Here is a 19,968-nt window from a genome sequence, read left to right on the forward strand (position 1 = left end):
AAGACAGAAGAGATCATCGGTAATTGGTTAGCGCGTAATAAAGACAAACGCGATGATCTTGTCATTGCCACTAAAATTGCGGGTAACGGCTTACCTTGGGTACGCGATGCAGGCGATATTACTCGCCAAGCAGTGGTTGAAGCCGTTGATGCATCTCTTAAGCGCTTACAAACTGAGGTTATCGATTTATACCAATTACATTGGCCTAACCGTACATCACCGCACTTTGGTAAACAGTGGCCAGGTAAAGTGTGCTTCTCTGAGGCTGACACTGAGCAAAATATTGCTGGCATGTTAGATATTCTTGAAGGTCTGAATGACTGTATCAAGGCTGGTAAAATTAAGCACTGTGGTTTATCAGACGATACTCCTTGGGGCATCAGCCAGTACTTGCGTTTAAGTGAACAGCATAACCTTCCGCGTATGGTATCGATTCAAAACGAATTTAGTCTACTGCACGCCAAAGATTGGCCGTATTTGATTGAACAATGTATTCATGAAGATATTGCTTACCTACCTTGGTCACCGCTAGGTGGCGGCATGTTAAGCGGTAAGTACTTAAATGGTGCTCGCCCTGAAGGTAGCCGTTGGACGCTAGTGCAACGTAATGGCCTATTTAGAGACACAGCACAATCACGGGCTGCGATTGCTGAATATGTTGAAATTGCTAACGCCTTTAATTTAACACCTTCACAACTTGCATTGGCTTGGTGTGATCAAGTGGATGGAGTAAGCTCAACAATTATTGGGGCAACATCAATGGCGCAGTTAAAAGAAAATATCGATGCTTTCTCAGTGCAATTAAGCGATGAAGCCAACGATAAAATCGCTGACGTATTTACCCGCTATCCTATGCCTTTCTAGTTAATCTTCGAAAGTATAAGTGAGTCTACCCTCAGTAGGCTCACTAACACTAATTCATCATTTTTCCGTTCCACCTACAAGTTTACCCATACTTTGGTGTATAGTTATTCATAACATTTCACTATGTAGGTTGTTAATGAGTAAATACATAAAACAAGTATTATGTGTGGTTGCAGGGATGTTGCTAGCCCCAATTACTCATGCCTCCGACCAGCTCTCTATTACCTGGCTTGAAAATGATGGTAAGCCATTCTTTATCGAGAAAAGTAGCACCACCTCTCATGGTGGGCTATGCAATGAAATTACCGATATGTTGATTGAAGCATTACCTGACATTAACCACAGCAAAGTGATGTTGCCGCAAAAACGTGGCAGTAAATATCTCGATGACGGACATATGGCATGCTATGCATGTATGATCCATCGTGATAAAAAAACCAACCGTGCTACTTACTCAATCCCAACCACAGTGTACCCCCCGTTTAGCGTATTAAGTACCGAAGAAAAAACACTAAAAATTAAGCAAAAACACGGTAATCCTGTATCACTGATTTCTTTATTCACAGATGCCAACTTTATTTATGGTCAAAACGATGCACGTAAATTTGGCAGTAAATTGGATAAGATAGCGAAAAATACCAAGCTTTACGAAAGTGCAGCACTAAGTGGTAATGGCAGTAGTCCAAATTTTGCTTTGCTATCACAGCTAGAGCATGGCTACATTGATTACACCATTGATTACCCATTTGTAGCTGATTATTACAACCAACAACACCAAAAGAATATTCAAAAGCTTACTATTGTTAACCCAGCCCAGAATGTGGTTTTTGGTGCCATAGGCTGCTCGACAAGCGCACCTAATAATTATGCCGAAAAAGTGCTAGCAGAAATTAATGAAGCACTGAAAAACAAGGTATTACCAAGTGAGAGATACCAGCAAAGCCAACGAGTTTGGCTCAAACAAAGCTTTCCTGAGTTTTCATCGTATTATCAGCGCTACATTTTAGACCCGCTTAAAGAGCCTGCCATTGATGAGATAACAACTCCTGCTGACCATCCATAAGTGTTACAGCAAAGGTTGAATTAGCGACAACCTTCCCTACTCCTTCAGGCGTGCCAGTCATAATGATGTCGCCATCTTCTAGGTCCATAAATTCACTGATTTCAGCTAAGATTTGCTCTGCGTTATGCAGCATTAACTTTGTATCGCCTAGTTGAGTGTCTTTACCATCAATCTTTAGACTAAATTGATAGTGTAAGTTGGAATTAACGACAACAAACTCAGTAAAAAGCGCAGAACCATTAAATGCTTTTGCGCGCTCCCAAGGTAGGCCTTTTTCTTTAAGCGTGCTTTGTAGGCCTCGCTTGGTTAAATCAAGCCCAAGCCCGACCGCAGCCAGTTGCTTATTTTTAACTAAAAAACAAAGCTCAGTTTCGAAGTGGAGTGCCTCACCTAAGTGTTCACTATTGAGGGAATCGGTGATAGCACTATTTGGTTTTGCAAACAGCACCATACTTGTAGGCGTTTCGTTGTTAAGCTCTGCAATATGCGCTGCATAATTACGGCCAACACAAATGATTTTGCTTGGGGTAAACAGACCTTCATTCCATTTCACTGATTGCACGAAAATACCTCTTGCTTTAACAAATGTAAAAAACTCTCATTTTCTAATTTTAGCTGAAAGACGTTGCTTTTGTACCTAAAAAACAGAAAGTTTTTGATGAAATATTTCCCATAATAACATAAACATAGATATTACCTCTGATCTTGAAACGTTATTTATGTTGACGATTGTTTTACTTTCTAATAACTTAATGTAAGCGGTTACATTTATAAAATCGGGTTCGGCGATTTTTTTTGAAAGAAAATGTAAGCGCTTACAAAAATAGACAACAACATAAAATAAAACCAAATCTGGAGATTTGCATGAACCACACACTTTTCAAGAAAAAGCAGCTTGCTATTAGCCTGTCTATGGCAATGGGTCTAAGCGCGCTAGTTCCTCACTCAGCTGTCGCCGAAGAACAGCCCGACAAAGCAAGTGATATTGAAGTAATACAAGTATCAGGTATTCGCGGAAGCCTAGTAAAATCAATGGATATCAAACGTCAATCTGCGGGTGTTGTAGATGCAATTACCTCTGAAGACATTGGTAAATTCCCTGATACCAACCTAGCTGAATCTTTACAACGTATTACCGGTGTGTCTATTGACCGTAGTAATGGTGAAGGTAGCAAAATTACGGTTCGTGGTTTTGGTCCTGAATTTAACTTAGTAACCCTTAACAATCGCCAAATGCCAACAACTGGCGGTCGTTCATTTGATTTTGGCGACATCGCAACAGAAAGTGTAAGCGGTGTTGAAGTATATAAAACAGCGCGTTCTGATATCCCTAGCGGTGGTATTGGTGCAACAGTTAATATCACCACAGCTAAACCTCTTTCTAACCCTGGTTTACACGCTTCGATTGGTGCAAAAGCAGTTCACGACACATCAAACGAAACAGGTGATGATGTAACGCCTGAGTTATCAGGTATCTACAGCAATACATTCAACGATGACAAATTCGGTATTTTAATTTCAGGCTCAGTTCAAGAGCGTGACAACCGAGAACAATCAATGGCGGTTGATAACTGGATCCCAAATGTTGATATTTCATCGTCTCCTGATTTAGCACTGACAGATAACAACCAACGCGCTGATGGCGCAACCTGGTATCCGCAAAATGCTGGTTATGCGTTTTCAGATAATTCACGTAAACGTACCAATGGTCAACTTGTGCTGCAATACGCACCGAATGACCGCATTACTGCAACCGTTGATTACACTTACTCAAAACTTGAGTTTGAAAAAGATGGCCGTAGCTTTGGTGTGTGGTTCAATAATGGTGGTAACGTTAGCGCAGCAACTATCAATGAAAACGGTACTTACACGCAAGTAACTGAAATTGGTGGTGACTACTCTACAAACTTAAACCGCGGTGCAACAACTAACGAAAATAAATCACTTGGTTTAAACATTGATTGGCAAGTAACCGACAATTTAAACATCGAGTTTGATGCGCACAACTCATCGGCTGAAAGTGCCGGTGTGGGTATCGGCCATGATGCGTTTATGATCATTGGTAACACGTCATGTTCATGGTGTGAAAACCCAACAGTGAATATCGACGAAAAAATGGCTGACTTCAGCAAAGGCGAAATTCCGCTTATCGATATGACATTAACCAATGACCAAGCAGAAATTTTACCGAGCGACATGGGGACCCTTTTCGCCGGTGTAAACAAAGACACTAACACCAACGACCTTGACCAATACCAGTTAAAAGGTACGTGGTATAACGAAAACAGCGGCGCCCTATCAAGCATTAACTTTGGTGTATCACACACTAAAATTGATTTCCGTACGACTACAGGCTACTCAGGTCAGCTTGCTGCTGGTTGGTGGTTAATGTCAGCTGATTGGTATGATGACAGCATGTTCACTCGTGTAGACAGCTCAGGTTTACTTGATGGCTTCTCTGGTGGTGGTAGCGATAAGCTATTAAATTACTACTACGATGCTGACTTTGATGACATTGTCGCGATTGCCGAAAGTATTGACTGTGATCACCCTGATGGCGGCGTTGGCGCATGTAGCTGGCCCGCTGATGTAAACGGTATGGTGCAAGCGGGTCCAATCGATGACGACCACCGTGTAAGCGAAGAAACAACTGCGGTATACGCACAAGCTAACTTCGAAACAGAATTTAACGGTATGCCAGTAAACATCACTGCAGGTTTACGTTACGAATCAACAGATGTTACAGCAAACAGCTTAGAGCGTCCTGCTGTTGCAATGGAGTGGGTTAACGGTAACGAATGGTCTTACATTTACGCTGATGAACGCTCATTCTCAAACGGTGAAGGTAGCAGCAAAGAGTTTTTACCTAGCATCGATATGAACATCGAAGTAGTTGAAGACGTTATTGCACGTTTCTCTTACAGCCGCAGCCTTGCTCGTCCTCCTGTTGGCGCGCTTCGCTCAACAACGTCATTCTTAGGTAACCCGAAAGTGGGTCAACGTAAAGTGGCTGTGGGTAACCCGAACTTAAAACCTTATACTTCAGATAATATCGACCTGTCACTTGAATACTACTACGGTGAAGGCAGCTATGTGTCTGCTGGTTACTACCGTAAGCAAGTTGATAACTTCCTTGTAAATATCACAACCGAAGAAACGATTGACGGTATTACAGACCCATTTATTGGTGATCGTGCAGAGCAAGCGCGTGAAGATTTAGCAGCAGCGGGTGAGCAACCATCTGACCAAGCTATTCACGATAAGATCAACGAAAACCAAGGCACAGAAGAAGGCACGCCTATCGTTGGTAACGATACAGATCCACTGGCAAGCTTCTTCGTATCGCGTGATAACAACGTTGAAACAGCAAACCTATGGGGCTGGGAACTAGCAGCGCAACATATGTTTGGTGAAACAGGCTTTGGTATTGCCGCTAACGCGACATTCGTATTTGGTGATGTTGAAGCAGACCGAGATGCTATCGGCTATCAATTTGCCCTACCGGGTTTAAGTGATTCAGCTAACTTCTCTGCGATTTATGATTTAAATGGTTTATCGGCTCGTATTTCTTATAACTGGCGTGATGAGTTCTTAACTGGCTTTGACCAACATGCTTCACCTATCTTTACTGAGTCTTATGGCCAGTGGGATATCAACGTGAACTATTCTGTTAATGAGAACCTAACGGTGTTTGTTGAAGGTCTAAACCTGACTGATGAAACGCAACGTACTTACGTTCGTTACTCTGAGCAGCTGTTACGTGCAAACCAATACGGTGCGCGCTACAACATCGGCTTCCGCTACTCGTTCTAGCATTTTGTTGTCAAAAAAGCCGCTCAACAGCGGCTTTTTTTTTCGTATTTATGCTAGTTTGTCTACATAGCATTTGAGATGGCCTTAAACATGCAAAAGAATGAAGTAAAAAAAGTCGTCATTTTAGGTGGTGGAACTGCAGGTTGGTTGTCTGCAGGTTTAATTGCTGCCCAGCCCCATTTAACTCACAACGCACAGATCACCCTGATTGAGTCGCCCGATATTGCCACCATTGGTGTCGGTGAAGGTACTTGGCCAACCATGCGACAAACCTTAAAAACCATCGGCATTAGCGAAAGTGAATTTATTCAACGCTGTGATGCATCTTTTAAACAAGGCTCACGCTTTGATGGCTGGTGCGACGATGAAGGCGACGCACATTATTACCACCCGTTCAGCTTACCGGTGGCATATCAGCAATTAAATATTGCACCTTACTGGTTTGCCAACAAAGATGCCGTGAGTTTCAGCCACGCAGTGGCAAGCCAAACCTACTTATGCGATCACCATAAAGCACCGAAAAACCACTTGCATAGCGCCTATCAAGGTGAAGCAAACTATGGCTATCATTTAGATGCCGGTAAGTTTGCCATGCTGCTACAACAGCACTGCACGACCAATCTAAACGTTGAGCATATCGTCAGTCATGTTGAAAGTATCAATAGTGATGAAGATGGCTATATTAGTTCATTGCAAACCCGCGATCATGGCACTATTGCGGGTGATTTATTTATTGATTGCTCTGGCACCCACGCAAAGCTGTTACATCAACATTACGGGATAGAGCTAATTGAGCAACACGATGTGTTATTTAACGATCGAGCCGTTGCCGTACAGGTGCCCTATTTAAACCCGCAGCAAGAGATCCTTTCTTATACCAAAGCCACTGCGCAAGATGCCGGTTGGATTTGGGATATCGGCTTACAAAGCCGCCGTGGTCTAGGTATGGTGTACTCAAGTCGTTTTGCCAGCAGCGAAGATGCGAAACAAGCGCTTAGCCACTACATTGCAAAAACCCAGCCCGGCACCGCGCAAAATGAACTGACATTTCGTGAAATCAGTTTTACGCCCGGCTATAGACGCCGTTTTTGGTATAAAAACTGTTTAGCTATTGGTATGTCTGCAGGTTTTATTGAACCACTTGAAGCCTCAGCGTTAGTCATGGTGGAGCTTGGCCTGAATAACTTACTTGCTAATTTCCCAACACATCGTGCTGCAATGCCGACACTGGCAAAGCGGTTTGATGAGCAGTGCCATTATCGCTGGCAACGTATCATTGAATTTTTAAAGCTGCATTATGTGTTGTCAAAGCGCACTAGCCCCTATTGGCAAGCCCATAAAGAGGCAAACTCAATCCCTCTGCAACTTCAAGAAAACTTAGCACTTTGGCAATATCAAAGTCCGTGGTTAAACGACTTTGACCGCGCTCAAGAAGTCTTCTCTGCAGCCAGTTATCAGTATGTACTTTATGGAATGAAGCAATTGCCACAATTTCCTGTACTTGCAATGCCAGCGGCAATTATTGAGCATTTTAGTGCTAACCAACAACAAGCCAAACGCGGATTACAACAACTACCCACTAACCGCGAGCTGTTAAATCATATTCAGCAATTTGGTATACAACCTATTTAATCTCAGTATTAGGAGGCCCAATGGCCAATCATGTCTTACTTGATAACATCAGCCATAAAGACCTAAAAGTGATCACCACACGCGGTGCTAACTGGGGCGACAATATTAGCTGCGCTACTGTATTTCCAAGTGAGTTTGCTAAAGTTCAAGCAAATCAACCTATCGTATTTCGTAAGCACCCGCAAACAGGTCAATTCGAAGCCCTCGCTTTATTTGGTTTTGAAAATGGCGAGAACTTGCTGCTAAACGAGCAAGGCGAATTGCAACTGAGTTACTTACCGCTAAGTATGCAGCGCCAGCCATTTTTAATTGGCCAACAAACCCAGTATAACAATGGTATTCCTGAGCAATCTCTGGTGGTACATATTGATTTAGACAGCCCACGCATAAGCACACATGATGGCGAAGCAATCTTCCTTGAACATGGTGGAAATAGCGAATACTTAAATCATATTGCTCAAGTACTTAACGCGTTACATCAAGAACACCAAACGATTAATCAGTTTTTTGAGCGTTTGCTTAGCGTTAATCTACTCGAAGCTTTTAGTCTTGAATATGCAGATAAAAATGGCGAAAAAGTCACAGTGAGCGGCTTTTATACTATTAACCAACAGGTACTCAATGGCTTAACCGCTGAACAACTTAAGCAGTTACAACAGCAAGGTGACCTACAAGCTGTTTATATGGTGCTGGCATCAATGGAGCACATTCCTCATTTGCTTAATAAAAAATGGGCTCAACAGTAATGTTTGCGGCTGCACCAATAAAAGAATGCCAGGCTTCAAGCATTACTGATCTAAAAGCGTTTTTAGCTGAGCTAACTGAGCCACTGGTCATCAGAGATCTCTGCGCTAATTGGCCCCAAGTCATTGCCGCTAAACAAGGTTCTAAAAACGCCTTAGACTATCTTTTAGGGCTTGCTAATACCGCCCCAGTACGCAGTTTTAGCAGCCAAGCAATTCATCAGGGACGCTATTTTTATAACGCTGATTTCTCGGGGCTTAATTTTTCACAGCACGCCGATAACCTACTTTCTGTGCTGCAAAAATTAGCACTAACACTCACACAAACCGACAGTGATTCACTGTATATGGGCTCTACTGCTGTGGAGTATTGCGCTCCGAGCTTTAGTGTTGAAAACCCATTAACAGTGACCGACTATAACTGCCTAACCAGCCTCTGGGTGGGAAATCATAGTCAGATTGCGGCTCACTATGACAACGCCGATAACCTAGCTTGTGTTGCTGCAGGTGAGCGTACGTTTACTCTATTGCCAACTGATCAGGTCAATAATCTTTACGTTGGTCCACTCGAATTTACACCCGCTGGGCAAGCGGTTAGCTTGGTTGATTTTAATAACCCCGATTTCAGCCGCTTTCCACGCTTTAAAGAGGCTATAGAAAAGGCGCAATCGGCAACTCTTGGCCCTGGCGATGCTATTTATATTCCAGCGCTTTGGTGGCATCAGGTTAGCGCAACCAGTCCGTTTAATGTGTTGGTGAACTATTGGTGGCGACAAGCCCCAGAGTATTTAGCAAACCCATTTGATGCCATGCTGCACAGTATGCTGGCAATTAAAGACTTGCCAAACGAGCATAAACAGAAATGGCAGCAACTCTTTAATCATTATGTGTTTGCTGATGATGTGGATTTAGCAAGCCACGTTGCTGAGCCTGCGCAAGGGATATTAGCGGATATCGACGAACTAACGGCCAGAAGAGTAAGGCAGCTATTACTACAAAAACTCAACCGATAGAATGAACCAAAAGCCAGCGGATGCAACGAGTTCGGCGAAGCATCTGCAGGCTCTTGGTTCATAATTCACTTATAGCAATCCGCTTAATTAAGTACTATTGCGGATTGGTCTTACCCTTTATTTGTACTGCTGATGGCTGTGTTGTTGCACAGCCGATTCCTGTTTCACTATTTTTACTACATTGAAAAACACGTACGTAATCCACCAGCATTTGCTTAGGATAACCTGCAAAATCAACGCCTTTATCATTCACATTTGCTGGCCAGTTTCCGCCTACAGCAAAGTTAAGAAGTAAATGAAAACGCTGATCAAACGGAGCAAAGCCGGTATTTTCTATAAACGAGCCGTCTTGTTGTTGTGATGTTGAATACCACTGGTCGTGGCGAAATGTCGCATAGTGAACATCATCAACATACCAACGAATTTCATCTTGCTGCCATTCAAGGGCATAAACATGAAAGTTATCAGCCGGGTTATTAGCTTCGCTGAAACGGTACGGCGTACCGCTGTAAACATTTTTGGGGGCAGGACCACCGTAATGCAAGGTGCCGTGTACGCGCGTTTCAAGGCTGCCAGTTGGCGCTGTTTTGTCATCAGTGAGAGTCTTTAAATTAACTGCTTCCATGATGTCTATTTCGCCTGATGACGCCCAGCGACCATAACGCCAATCAGTCGGTAACATCCAAATTGCTGGCCACGCACCTTGCCCTGCTGGTAATTTAGCGCGAATTTCAAAACGCCCGTATCGCCAATCAGCTAAGTTTTTAGTGCGTAAACGTGCAGAAGTGAACGGCTGAGTCGCTTGTTTTTCTCGCTCAGCATCGCTACTCACTTCATCGCTATTATGCAATGGCCCAGTGTATTGCTCTTGACGAGCAACAATATGCAATATGCCATCTTTAACAAAACTGTTTTCGCTACGCGCGGTATAGCATTGCAGCTCATCATTACCGCCACCTCGACAATTTACTTCGTGTTGCCACTTAGTTAGGTCGAGATCATTTTGCGAAAATTCGTCTTGCCAAACTAACTGCCAGCCTTCTCCTTGGCTGGCTTTGACAGGCGCTGGGGTTTGCTGACAGGCACTAAGCGCACCTGTTAGCAAAATAACAGCAGACGATTTTACTGACATGAGACTGTTGCGTCCTCTGTGTGCCCGCTCGTTACTGATAGTTTAGAAATTGATACTTGCCATGCACCTTCAGTGGCTAATTGCCAAGGCGAGAATACTTGCCCAAGCTGCACACCTTGCTCTGCAAAGCAGCTCAAATCCACGGTTAGCGTTTTCCAATCATTTGCTGCTTTAAGCTGTTTGCTAATATCAAATTGGCCGTCACAGTTTTCACCACATTGCATACCCAGCATTAGCGGCGCATCAGCAGCTTGGTCTACCTTAATTTGCATTTGAAGTTGACCCGCTTTTTCAACGTATGAACGTAAATCCGATGGGAACGCCGCCATTAAACGAACCGCAGCCGCTTCTTTACCATTAAAGCTGATTGCTCGCGCATCTTCTTGTACGTCTTTATCAAAGGTTTTTACGCTAACAGCATTAAGTGCTGCACGGCTACTAGTCATGGCTTGTTGCTCAGAACCACTTTGTAGTTGCAGTGACCACGGTGCTTTTACGGCACGCTCAAATAGTACTAAATCTTCTAATTTAGAGGCAACTTGTGATTTTTCGCTTAAGTCATCTGCTAATGTATTTTTATCTTGGTAAGTTAAACCAAAGCCATAAGGTAATAGTGGCGCGTAATCTTTATCACCACGGTTTTGGTTACCTATAGGGTTATTTGGCCATGAGAACGATAACTTACCTTTAAAGTCATGATTGATAGAACCATCTTGCTTTTTAAAAATAACATCGCTGATTGCATCACCTTCACTGCCTGGTAACCAAGTTGCGACAAACGCATCACTGGCATTCAGCTCTGCATTCACCCACATTGGGCGACCACTAATAAATAGTGACACCACAGGAATATCAGCATCTTTTAGCTTTTTAAGCAGGGCTAAATCAGTTTTATTACCGCGTTGGTATTCAAGGTTATCTAAATCACCATTACCTTCTGCATAAGGCTGCTCACCGAACACCACAATCGCTACATCTGGCTTAGTTTCAAATTCGCCATTCACATTGTATTGAACCTGACCACCGGCTTGCTCAACGGTATTTTTGATACCATCAAAAATTGAAGAGCCACCAGGGAAATCGCTATTTTCGTTGCCTGTACCCTGCCAAGTGATTGTCCAACCACCTGACTGCATACCAATGTTATCAGCACCTTGACCGGCAACTAATACGTTTGAATTTGCTGATAGCGGTAACAACTGTTGTTTATTTTTCAGAAGAACCAGTGATTCACGGACTGCCTGTTTTGCAACTGCGCGATGTTCTGCACTACCAATGATCTCCGTTTTACCTGACAGCGGACGCTTAGCGGGGCTTGGCTTATCAAACAAACCTGCGCGCATTTTTACACGTAAGATACGTGTTACTGCATCATCGATGCGGCTTTGAGCAATTTCGCCACTTTTAACTTGCTTGATAAGATTTTCATAAAGAGGTTTCCATGCATCTGTTGGCACCATGTACACATCAAGACCGGCATTTGCTGCTTGTGCGCAGTTGCCATTAGTACAACCCGGAATTTGACCATGGCCGTTCCAGTCACCAACAACAAAACCATCAAAGCCCATTTTGCCTTTTAGTACGTCGGTAAGAAGATATTTGCTGCCATGAATTTTTTCACCGTTCCAGCTGTTAAATGACGCCATTACAGTTTGTGCTCCAGCACCTAAGCCGCCTACATAACCTTGCGCATGAATATCAAATAACTCTTGCTCAGATGCTGTGTTATTACCTTGGTCATCACCGCCTTCTGTGCCGCCATCACCTAAAAAGTGCTTAACGGTACTTATCACGCGCTTATCTGATAAAAAGTCGTCATCAACTGCACCTTGCAATCCTTTAACAATGGCTGCCGAATATGCTTTCACAATTTCAGGATCTTCAGAATAACCTTCATAAGTACGGCCCCAACGGTCGTCACGAACAACCGCAACCGTAGGCGCGAATACCCAATCGATGCCTGTTACCATCACTTCTTGCGCAGTAGCGGCGGCAATTTTTTCGATTAACTCAGGGTTGTTTGTTGCACCTAAACCAATGTTATGAGGGAATAGTGTCGCACCAATAACATTATTGTGACCATGCACGGCATCGGTGCCCCACATAGTCGGAATTGAGCTACCATCGAGCGAGTCATCAATTGAGGCTTGATACATTTTTTCAGCAAGATCAATCCAATCTGCAGCACTAGCATGTTTATCATTATTAGGGAATGCGCCACCGCCATTGAGGTAAGAACCAAAGCCGTATTTACGCATATCTTCAACAGTAATATCGCGGATTTCTGGCTGGATCATTTGCGCAATCTTTTGCTCAAGGGTCATATTTGCCAGCATGTTTGCAATTTTTGCTTCCATCTCTGGATTTGCAGCAATACCCGTTTCAATGTTTGGCCAAATTTCTTGCTCAGCGTTCACGTTGGTCACCTTATCTTGCCCAGTGCAAGCTGTCATGCTGGCGCCTGCCATCATTAACGAGAAGAGTGTGAATGTTTTTTTCAATTTCATTTTTACACCTATGAAGATTGCTGAGTCTGAGTCGATACTTTTGAGCCAACCAGCGCAAAGTAAGTAATATATAAATAACAGGCGATAGGTAAGAATAACGCCATTTGTACGCCAATAGAATCGGCTAACACACCTTGTAGTAATGGAATAATTGCACCACCTACAATCGCTAAACATAAAATACCAGAACCTTTTGATGTGTACTTACCAAGGCCGTGTAAAGCAAGGCTGAAAATGGTTGGGAACATAATCGAGTTACATAAACCCACAAGCAGAATTGCCCACATAGCCAGGCTGCCCTCTCCAGTCATAGCAATCACAACCAGTAAAACAGCCAATAAGCCATGACATGCTAACACCTTACCTGCATTAAATTTTTGCATTACCACTGCGCCAATAAAACGACCAACCATGGCTCCTGCAAAATAGTAGCTAATATAATGAGCGGCTTCGTTTTCTGGTAAACCCGCAATGTTATCTAGGGTCAAAAAGCCGACTAAAAAGCTACCAATTGCCACCTCTGCGCCTACATACACAAAAATACCAACAGCACCTAGAATCAGGTGGCGATAGCGCCAAACACTGCCTAAATCAACAAAGTCTTCTAAATCTTGGTGTGCGGCTTCGCTATCACTTTCTTTACCTAATTTTGGCAATTTTAAAAACGCAAAGATAACGGCAAGCACAAGTAAGGTTAACGACAACATTAAATAAGGGAGTTTCACTTCCTCTGCTGTAGCTTGGCTAATTTCAGATAGAATTAACCAACCACCAAAAATTGGCGCGACTGTTGTTCCTAAAGAATTAAAAGCCTGCGTCATAGTCAAACGCGAAGACGCTGTTTTTTGTGGACCAAGAACACTTACATAAGGGTTAGCAGATACTTGCAAAATCGTGATACCCGAGGCAAGTACAAACAAAGCCAGTAAAAATAACTCATACACATGAGCAACAGCAGCTGGGTAAAACAGCGCGCAACCAATGGCTGCAACCACTAAGCCAACCACAATACCAAATTGGTAGCCAATACGACTGACCAACTTACCAGCGGGGATCGACATCACAAAATACGCACCAAAGAAGCAAAATTGAATAAGCATAGCCTGCGTATAGTTAAGTGAAAACATACCTTTTAAATAAGGGATTAAAATGTCATTCAGACAGGTGATGAATCCCCACATAAAAAATAATGTGGTCAATGATGCCAGCGCAAAGTGCTGCTTAGGCATATCTGCTTGGCTTGCAGCAGCCGACACAGGGGTTGAAACATGAGCCATAATTTTTCTTCTCTAGTTAATTATATTTATCAGTTTGTTACAGCAACGTTTGGTACTTAATCACTAACAACAAATAGCGAAATATGTTGCAACATTAAATGTAAGCGCTTACATTTATAACATATAAATCATATTTAGCAATTTTTTTGCAGAAAAATTGTAAGCGCTTACAGTTGAGTCTAAGCTCTAATTAGCCAAGCCTTACACCTAACCCGAAGGACGAGTATCAACTGTGTATAAATCAATTTCACTGTTACCAGATTCATCTTTACTCAAGCCCGAGTTCACGTTCGGTGTGGCAACAGCCTCATTCCAGATTGAAGGGGCACGCGATAAGCGCCTCGATTGCATCTGGGATACATTTTGCGAAAAGCCTGGCACCATTGCAGATAACAGCCATGGCGATGTAGCTTGTGATCATGTTGCACGCTGGCAACAAGATATCGAGATGATTGCAGATTTGGCTGTCGATGCTTACCGCTTATCTATTTCGTGGCCGAGAGTCATGCAGCAAGATGGCTCGGTTAACGAGCAAGGTATGGCATTTTACGCTCAGCTATTATCGGCGTTAAAAGCACGTAATATTAAGACCTACGTCACCTTATATCACTGGGATTTACCTCAATACCTTGAAGATAATGGCGGTTGGTTAAACCGCGATACGGCCTATAAATTCAAAGAATATACCGAGCTTGTTACTCAACATTTAGGCCATTTGGTTGATTCATTCGCCACCTTGAACGAACCATTTTGTAGTGCCTATTTAGGTTATGAGGTGGGTGTACATGCACCTGGCATAAAATCACAACAAGCTGGCCGACAAGCAGCGCACCACTTATTACTTGCCCACGGCCTTGCTATGCAAGTATTACGTAAAAACTGCCCAGACACAGAAGCGGGTATCGTATTAAACTTCAGTCCAACTTATCCTTTAACCGCCGATGATAAAAAAGCCGCAGAGCTTGCTGATCAATACCATAATCAATGGTATATCAAAGCGGTTTTAGAAGGTGCTTACCCATCGTTACTGGATGATTTAGCAGATGAAGTTAAACCAATTATAATTGCTGGCGATATGGTGATTATTAGTCAAGCTGTCGACTTTATTGGCGTTAACTATTATACCCGCATACACTACAAAAATACCGCTGATGGCTGGTTTGAAGAAGCAAACCTTACGGATGTTCGCGTCACCGATATGGGCTGGGAAGTTTACCCACAAGGTTTAACTGAGCTTTTGGTATCACTTCATCAGCAATATGATTTACCAAAAATGTATATTACCGAAAATGGCGCAGCCATGGCCGATACGTTAGAAAATGGTGAAGTGAACGATATAGAACGAGTAGATTATTTTCACACTCACTTAAATGCGGTATGTGATGCAATTCGCCAAGGCGTCGATATTCAAGGCTACTTTGCGTGGAGCTTAATGGACAACTTTGAATGGGCGTATGGCTACGAAAAGCGCTTTGGGTTAGTTTATATTGACTATCAAAGCCAACAACGCATTTTAAAAGAAAGCGCAAAACAATATCGCGCGCTGCTCAAACAGCGATAAAAATAACAACAATCGAGAACACACATGCTGACAAAAAGAGAAAAAATAGCCTACGGATTAGGCGATACAGCAAGTAATATCATCTTTCAAACGGTGATGTTATTTTTAACTTTTTTCTATACTGATATTTTTGGTATTTCACCCGCGATTGTTGGCACCTTGTTTTTGGTGGTGAGAATCGTTGACGCAATTACCGACCCATTAATGGGAGCTTTAACTGATTCAACCCGCACTAAGTGGGGAAGCTATCGCCCCTATTTGCTTTGGCTTGCTATACCATTTGGGGTGATCAGCATGATCACCTTCAGCACACCAGACCTACCAGAGTCAGGCAAAGTCATTTACGCCTTTGTCACTTACACTTTGCTGATGCTAGTTTACACCGCGATTAATATTCCTTACTCAGCGTTAGGTGGGGTATTAAGTGGCGACCCGAAAGAGCGAGTATCCATTCAATCTTATCGATTTGTGTTTGGTATGCTGGGCGGCTTAATTGTCAGTGCCTGTACTTTACCTTTGGTAAACTGGCTTGGCAAAGGTGATAACGCTACGGGCTACCAACTCACGATGGCCCTGATGAGCGGCTTAGGTGTGATCTTATTCTTAATTTGTTTTCGCTTTACCAAAGAGCGCGTAGCGGCGCATAACAGCTCATCGTTGAGCTGGAAAACCCGCATGAACACACTATGGCAAAATGGTCCATTTAAAGTGTTGTGCTTTGCAGCATTTATGTTGTTAACCAGTATGGTACTACGCACTACCCTTGCCATTTACTATGTAAAATATGTACTTGGTGAAGCAGAGCTAGTCACCTACTTTGTTACCATCGGCATGATAGGTAATATTTTGGGCTGTGCCTGTGCAAACCCACTCAGCAAACGTGTTGATAAGAAAACCGCCTATATTCGTTTACAATATATCTCTGCAGCTATTAGTTGCGTGGCATTTTGGTTGCCGGGCGAACAGCTGATACTTGCCTTTGCGGTGTATTTTTTATGGTGTTTCTTCACGCAAATGGCAACCCCGCTACTGTGGGCAAAAATGGCCGACACCATAGATTACGGGCAATGGAAAACCGGTGAAAGGCTAACAGGCCTAGTCTACGCAAGCGTGGTCTTTTTTATTAAGCTTGGTCTTGCCCTTGGCGGTGCCATTGCAGGTTGGTTACTGGCATTTTATGGCTATGAAGCTAATACCGAACTCAGTGAACACACGCTTTCAGGTATCTTAATTTCGTTTACCCTTTACCCAGCAATAGGTAGTATGCTTGTCGCTTTCATAATGAAAAGGTATATTCTGGATAACCAAACGGTTGAGCAGATCAGTGCCGATTTATCGTCAAAGCAGCATCCATAATTTTGTTTAAAAAGGAATAACATGGCCACCATTTACGAGGTGTCGAAACTTGCAGGTGTTTCTCTTGCAACCGTTTCACGAGTAATGAACAACAATGCAAATGTCAGTGATGCAACACGTAAAAAAGTCACTGCCGCAATGGATGAACTTGGCTATCGACCTAACTCAATTGCTCAGTCATTGGCATCAAATTGCTCGAACAGTGTTGGCCTACTGGTCTCTGAATTACAGGGTCCGTTTTACGGGCCTATGATGAGCGGCATTGAAAATACCTTTCGTAACCAAGGCAAACATCTGATTATTGCTGCGGGTCACAGTGATGAAGAACGCGAAAAACAAGGGATTGAATTTTTAATTAGCCGTAACTGCGATGGCCTTATTTTGCATGTTGAAGCGGTCAGCGACGACTACCTTATAAAACTCAGTAAAGGTCGGACGCCGTTTGTTTTGATCAACCGCTATATCAGCGAACTCAGTGACCGCTGTATTTTGCTTAACAACATTAAAGGTGGCTATTTAGCGGCGAAGCATGTGTTAGAGCAAGGTCATAAAAATATTGCCTACATCAGCGGGCCGCTTTGGAAACAAGATGCCAAAGACCGTCTAGAAGGACATAAACAGGCCCTTGCTGAGTTTAATCTTGAGTTTGATGAAAACCTATTATTCCAAGGTGACTTCATGGAAGCGAGTGGTTACGAAGGTTTAAAAGCACTTCATCAACAAACGCATCCATTCACAGCGCTCATCTGTGCCAATGATGAAATGGCTGTAGGCGCCATGGCTAGCGCGCGGGATTTAGGGTTAACTTTACCTAAGCAATTGTCGATTATGGGTTACGATAACGTATTTTTCACCCGTCACGTTTACCCACAATTGAGCACCGTTAATTACCCAATAGATGAGATGGGTCGCATGGCAGCAGATTGGGTGTTAAATCATGTTTATCAAAAACAAACCCCACCACTACAAACGCTATTTGAACCAGAGCTGATAGTTAGACATTCAATTAGCCGCCAATCAGCTCAGATAACAAGCCAAGGTTAATCGGCTTTAATAACACTTGTTCAATCTCAAGTTGTTCAATTTTTTCTGGCTCTGGCTCTGCGCCACTAACAATGACTAGATTTAAGTCAGGGTGGCGCTGTTTTATCTCATGGGCTAAATCAAGCCCTTCACCATCCGGCAAATGCATATCGAGTAACACTTTAGCAAAGTTTTGATCTTCACTCAGGGTCGCAAGACATGCAGCACAACTTGGCGCTATAACAGTTTCAACACCTAAGCTTTCAAGCAATAACTGAGTGATTTGCGCAGCATCACTGTCGTCCTCAACCAATAAATAGCGTGTACTCTGTAAGGTCACTTCAGGGCTGTCGTCTTGCTCAACTACTGGTTCTGTATTGCCTTCGCAAATGTAATGATTGAGCACTTGGTAAAGCAACCCAGAATCAACCGGTTTTGCAATCATATCGTTAAAGCCAAGCGCACTTAACTCAGTTTTCACCCCTTTCATGGTGGCAGCTGTAAGCGCGATGATTGGTCCTTGATAACCCATTTTACGAAGCTCAATAGTGGCTTCTTTGCCCCCCATAACCGGCATATGCAAATCAATAAATACAATATCAAAAGGCTTACCCGCTTGCTCTGCATTAGCTACTTTTTCAATTGCTTGTTTACCGTGCTCGGCATAATCCACTTCTGCGCCAGTACTGGTGATCATATGACCAACGAGATTACGTAAATCTTTTAGGTCGTCGACCACTAATACTCGCCCTGTGGTTTTTAACGTTGCTAGTTTTTGCTGGCAATCGGGGTTTGAATCAAAGCGCAGCACTTGGCGTTCAATATCTCGAATATTGCCAGGGTAAATCGAAAGGGTAAATTCAGAGCCCACCCCTTGCGTTGATTCAAGTTCAATAGAGCCTTGCATACGACTAAGTAACTCTGAACAAATAGCAAGGCCCAGTCCTGCTCCACCGACATCTCGTGATTCTACATCGGCAATTTGTTCAAATGGTTTAAAAATCAGTGCTTGTTTTTCAGCTGGAATACCAAGGCCTGTGTCTTTAATACTAAAAAACAGCATTTCTCGTTCATTAACCCAAGCAGTCCAAGCTCGCACTGTGATCTCGCCTTGGTTGGTAAACTTGATTGCGTTGTTGATGATGTTAATGAGGATTTGGCGTAACCGTGTAGCGTCTGTGTTTATAACTAAAGGCAGAGCTTGCTGCGACTCAAACTTAAGAGTTAAGCCTTTATCAAGCGCAGAAACGCGCATTAAGGTATAGACGTCAGCCATTAGGCTATCTAAGTTAACATCACTGCAATTGAGCTCCAGTTTATCGGCAGCAATCTTTGATAGGTCGAGCACATCATTTAGTAAACTCAGTAAGTGTTTACCATTTCGGTAGATCACACCCAACTCATTTTGAGCATGCTGATTTTTATCACTTTGCATGAGTAACTCAGTGTAACCCAAGATAGAAGACAGAGGTGTACGTAACTCATGACTCAAATGGGCCAAAAAGCGGTCTTTAGATCGGTTTTCAGCTTCTGCTTTTAAGCGTTCAACACGCTCATCTTCAACATCTCGGCGAGCTAAAGCGTAGCGTATAGCACGGGCAAAGCGGCTAGAGTTCATCTCGCTTTTAACCAGATAATCAACCGCACCGGCATCGAGCGCTGCAGAATCGAGAGCTTCATCTGATTGCCCGGTAAGCATGATAATCGGGCCGCGAAAGCCATTTGCCACAGCCCGTTTTAGTACTTCGAGGCCATCTGATGCGCCTAAGCGATAATCTAACAAACAAATATCATGTTTGTTTTCGCTAAGCTCACTAATGGCCTCTTCAGGGCAACTTAACCACTCAACATCGAATGTATGGGAACCTAATTGGTCTAGGTAGTCGCAAGTAAGAATATAATCGTCTTCGTCGTCTTCTACTAAGAGTAATCGGGTTACCTTGTCTAACATTCTTATTCCTTATTCCAATTAGCTTAATTAAGT

General features: G+C 43.1%; 14 protein-coding genes. 9 read left to right on the forward strand and 5 right to left on the reverse strand.

Annotated features, from left to right (window positions below):
* Positions 1-864: aldo/keto reductase (locus tag AN394_RS17650; protein ID WP_055022152.1), on the forward strand; the 864-nt coding region annotated here is incomplete at its 5' end.
* Between the two features lie 136 nt (positions 865-1,000).
* Positions 1,001-1,927, forward strand: a complete 927-nt coding sequence (locus AN394_RS17655; protein ID WP_055022153.1) for a hypothetical protein — start codon at positions 1,001-1,003, stop codon at positions 1,925-1,927.
* Here AN394_RS17655 and AN394_RS17660 read toward each other — a convergent pair.
* Positions 1,878-2,489, reverse strand: a complete 612-nt coding sequence (locus AN394_RS17660; RefSeq protein ID WP_055022154.1) for a fumarylacetoacetate hydrolase family protein — start codon at positions 2,487-2,489, stop codon at positions 1,878-1,880. The genes AN394_RS17655 and AN394_RS17660 overlap by 50 nt on opposite strands.
* A gap of 302 nt (positions 2,490-2,791) precedes the next feature.
* Here AN394_RS17660 and AN394_RS17665 point away from each other — a divergent pair, with 302 nt between their 5' ends.
* The 4 genes from AN394_RS17665 (at position 2,792) to AN394_RS17680 (ending at position 9,128) form a co-directional block, all read left to right on the forward strand.
* Positions 2,792-5,740: a TonB-dependent receptor gene (locus tag AN394_RS17665; RefSeq protein ID WP_055022155.1), complete on the forward strand. Its 2,949-nt coding sequence runs from the start codon at positions 2,792-2,794 to the stop codon at positions 5,738-5,740.
* Positions 5,741-5,830: 90 nt separating this feature from the next.
* Positions 5,831-7,372, forward strand: coding sequence for a tryptophan halogenase family protein (locus AN394_RS17670; protein ID WP_055022157.1), 1,542 nt, complete (start codon positions 5,831-5,833; stop codon positions 7,370-7,372).
* A gap of 20 nt (positions 7,373-7,392) precedes the next feature.
* Positions 7,393-8,118 carry a SapC family protein gene (locus AN394_RS17675; protein ID WP_054562684.1) on the forward strand — a complete coding sequence of 242 codons (726 nt, stop codon included), beginning with the start codon at positions 7,393-7,395 and terminating at the stop codon, positions 8,116-8,118.
* A complete protein-coding gene (locus AN394_RS17680; RefSeq protein ID WP_160316768.1) occupies positions 8,118-9,128 on the forward strand; it encodes a cupin-like domain-containing protein in 1,011 nt (336 codons plus the stop codon). The genes AN394_RS17675 and AN394_RS17680 overlap by 1 nt, the downstream gene beginning before the upstream one ends.
* Before the next feature lie 94 nt (positions 9,129-9,222).
* Here AN394_RS17680 and AN394_RS17685 read toward each other — a convergent pair whose 3' ends face one another.
* From AN394_RS17685 to AN394_RS17695, 3 genes are read right to left on the reverse strand one after another with little or no spacing between them, the layout of a single operon-like run.
* Positions 9,223-10,260, reverse strand: a complete 1,038-nt coding sequence (locus tag AN394_RS17685) for a family 16 glycosylhydrolase (protein ID WP_054562686.1) — start codon at positions 10,258-10,260, stop codon at positions 9,223-9,225.
* Positions 10,251-12,728, reverse strand: a complete 2,478-nt coding sequence (locus AN394_RS17690) for a glycoside hydrolase family 3 protein (protein ID WP_408003016.1) — start codon at positions 12,726-12,728, stop codon at positions 10,251-10,253. The genes AN394_RS17685 and AN394_RS17690 overlap by 10 nt, the downstream gene beginning before the upstream one ends.
* Positions 12,729-12,775: 47 nt before the next feature.
* Complete coding sequence (locus AN394_RS17695; protein WP_054562688.1) at positions 12,776-14,044, reverse strand: sugar MFS transporter; 1,269 nt, start codon at positions 14,042-14,044, stop codon at positions 12,776-12,778.
* A 232-nt stretch (positions 14,045-14,276) separates the two neighbouring features.
* Here AN394_RS17695 and AN394_RS17700 point away from each other — a divergent pair, with 232 nt between their 5' ends.
* From AN394_RS17700 to AN394_RS17710, 3 genes are read left to right on the forward strand one after another with little or no spacing between them, the layout of a single operon-like run.
* The gene (locus AN394_RS17700; RefSeq protein WP_054562689.1) at positions 14,277-15,605 is read left to right on the forward strand and encodes a GH1 family beta-glucosidase; all 1,329 of its coding nucleotides are present in this window, start codon (positions 14,277-14,279) and stop codon (positions 15,603-15,605) included.
* Between the two features lie 24 nt (positions 15,606-15,629).
* Entirely contained in the window at positions 15,630-16,961 is a 1,332-nt protein-coding gene (locus tag AN394_RS17705; RefSeq protein ID WP_054562690.1) for a glycoside-pentoside-hexuronide (GPH):cation symporter, read from the forward strand.
* A gap of 21 nt (positions 16,962-16,982) precedes the next feature.
* Positions 16,983-18,005 (forward strand): LacI family DNA-binding transcriptional regulator, encoded by a 1,023-nt coding sequence (locus AN394_RS17710; protein WP_054562691.1) that lies wholly within the window; start codon positions 16,983-16,985, stop codon positions 18,003-18,005.
* Here AN394_RS17710 and AN394_RS17715 read toward each other — a convergent pair.
* Positions 17,968-19,935 carry a response regulator gene (locus AN394_RS17715; RefSeq protein ID WP_054562692.1) on the reverse strand — a complete coding sequence of 656 codons (1,968 nt, stop codon included), beginning with the start codon at positions 19,933-19,935 and terminating at the stop codon, positions 17,968-17,970. The genes AN394_RS17710 and AN394_RS17715 overlap by 38 nt on opposite strands.
* Positions 19,936-19,968 lie beyond the last annotated feature (33 nt).

Source organism: Pseudoalteromonas sp. P1-26 (genome assembly GCF_001401795.1).
Lineage (GTDB): Bacteria > Pseudomonadota > Gammaproteobacteria > Enterobacterales > Alteromonadaceae > Pseudoalteromonas.

Coding starts and splice junctions, on each gene's coding strand:
- AN394_RS17655 (WP_055022153.1), top strand. CDS start 1,001: ATGAGTAAATACATAAAACAAGTATTATGTGTGGTTGCAGGGATGTTG.
- AN394_RS17665 (WP_055022155.1), top strand. CDS start 2,792: ATGAACCACACACTTTTCAAGAAAAAGCAGCTTGCTATTAGCCTGTCT.
- AN394_RS17670 (WP_055022157.1), top strand. CDS start 5,831: ATGCAAAAGAATGAAGTAAAAAAAGTCGTCATTTTAGGTGGTGGAACT.
- AN394_RS17675 (WP_054562684.1), top strand. CDS start 7,393: ATGGCCAATCATGTCTTACTTGATAACATCAGCCATAAAGACCTAAAA.
- AN394_RS17680 (WP_160316768.1), top strand. CDS start 8,118: ATGTTTGCGGCTGCACCAATAAAAGAATGCCAGGCTTCAAGCATTACT.
- AN394_RS17685 (WP_054562686.1), bottom strand. CDS start 10,260: ATGTCAGTAAAATCGTCTGCTGTTATTTTGCTAACAGGTGCGCTTAGT.
- AN394_RS17690 (WP_408003016.1), bottom strand. CDS start 12,728: ATGGCAGGCGCCAGCATGACAGCTTGCACTGGGCAAGATAAGGTGACC.
- AN394_RS17695 (WP_054562688.1), bottom strand. CDS start 14,044: ATGGCTCATGTTTCAACCCCTGTGTCGGCTGCTGCAAGCCAAGCAGAT.
- AN394_RS17705 (WP_054562690.1), top strand. CDS start 15,630: ATGCTGACAAAAAGAGAAAAAATAGCCTACGGATTAGGCGATACAGCA.
- AN394_RS17710 (WP_054562691.1), top strand. CDS start 16,983: ATGGCCACCATTTACGAGGTGTCGAAACTTGCAGGTGTTTCTCTTGCA.
- AN394_RS17715 (WP_054562692.1), bottom strand. CDS start 19,935: ATGTTAGACAAGGTAACCCGATTACTCTTAGTAGAAGACGACGAAGAC.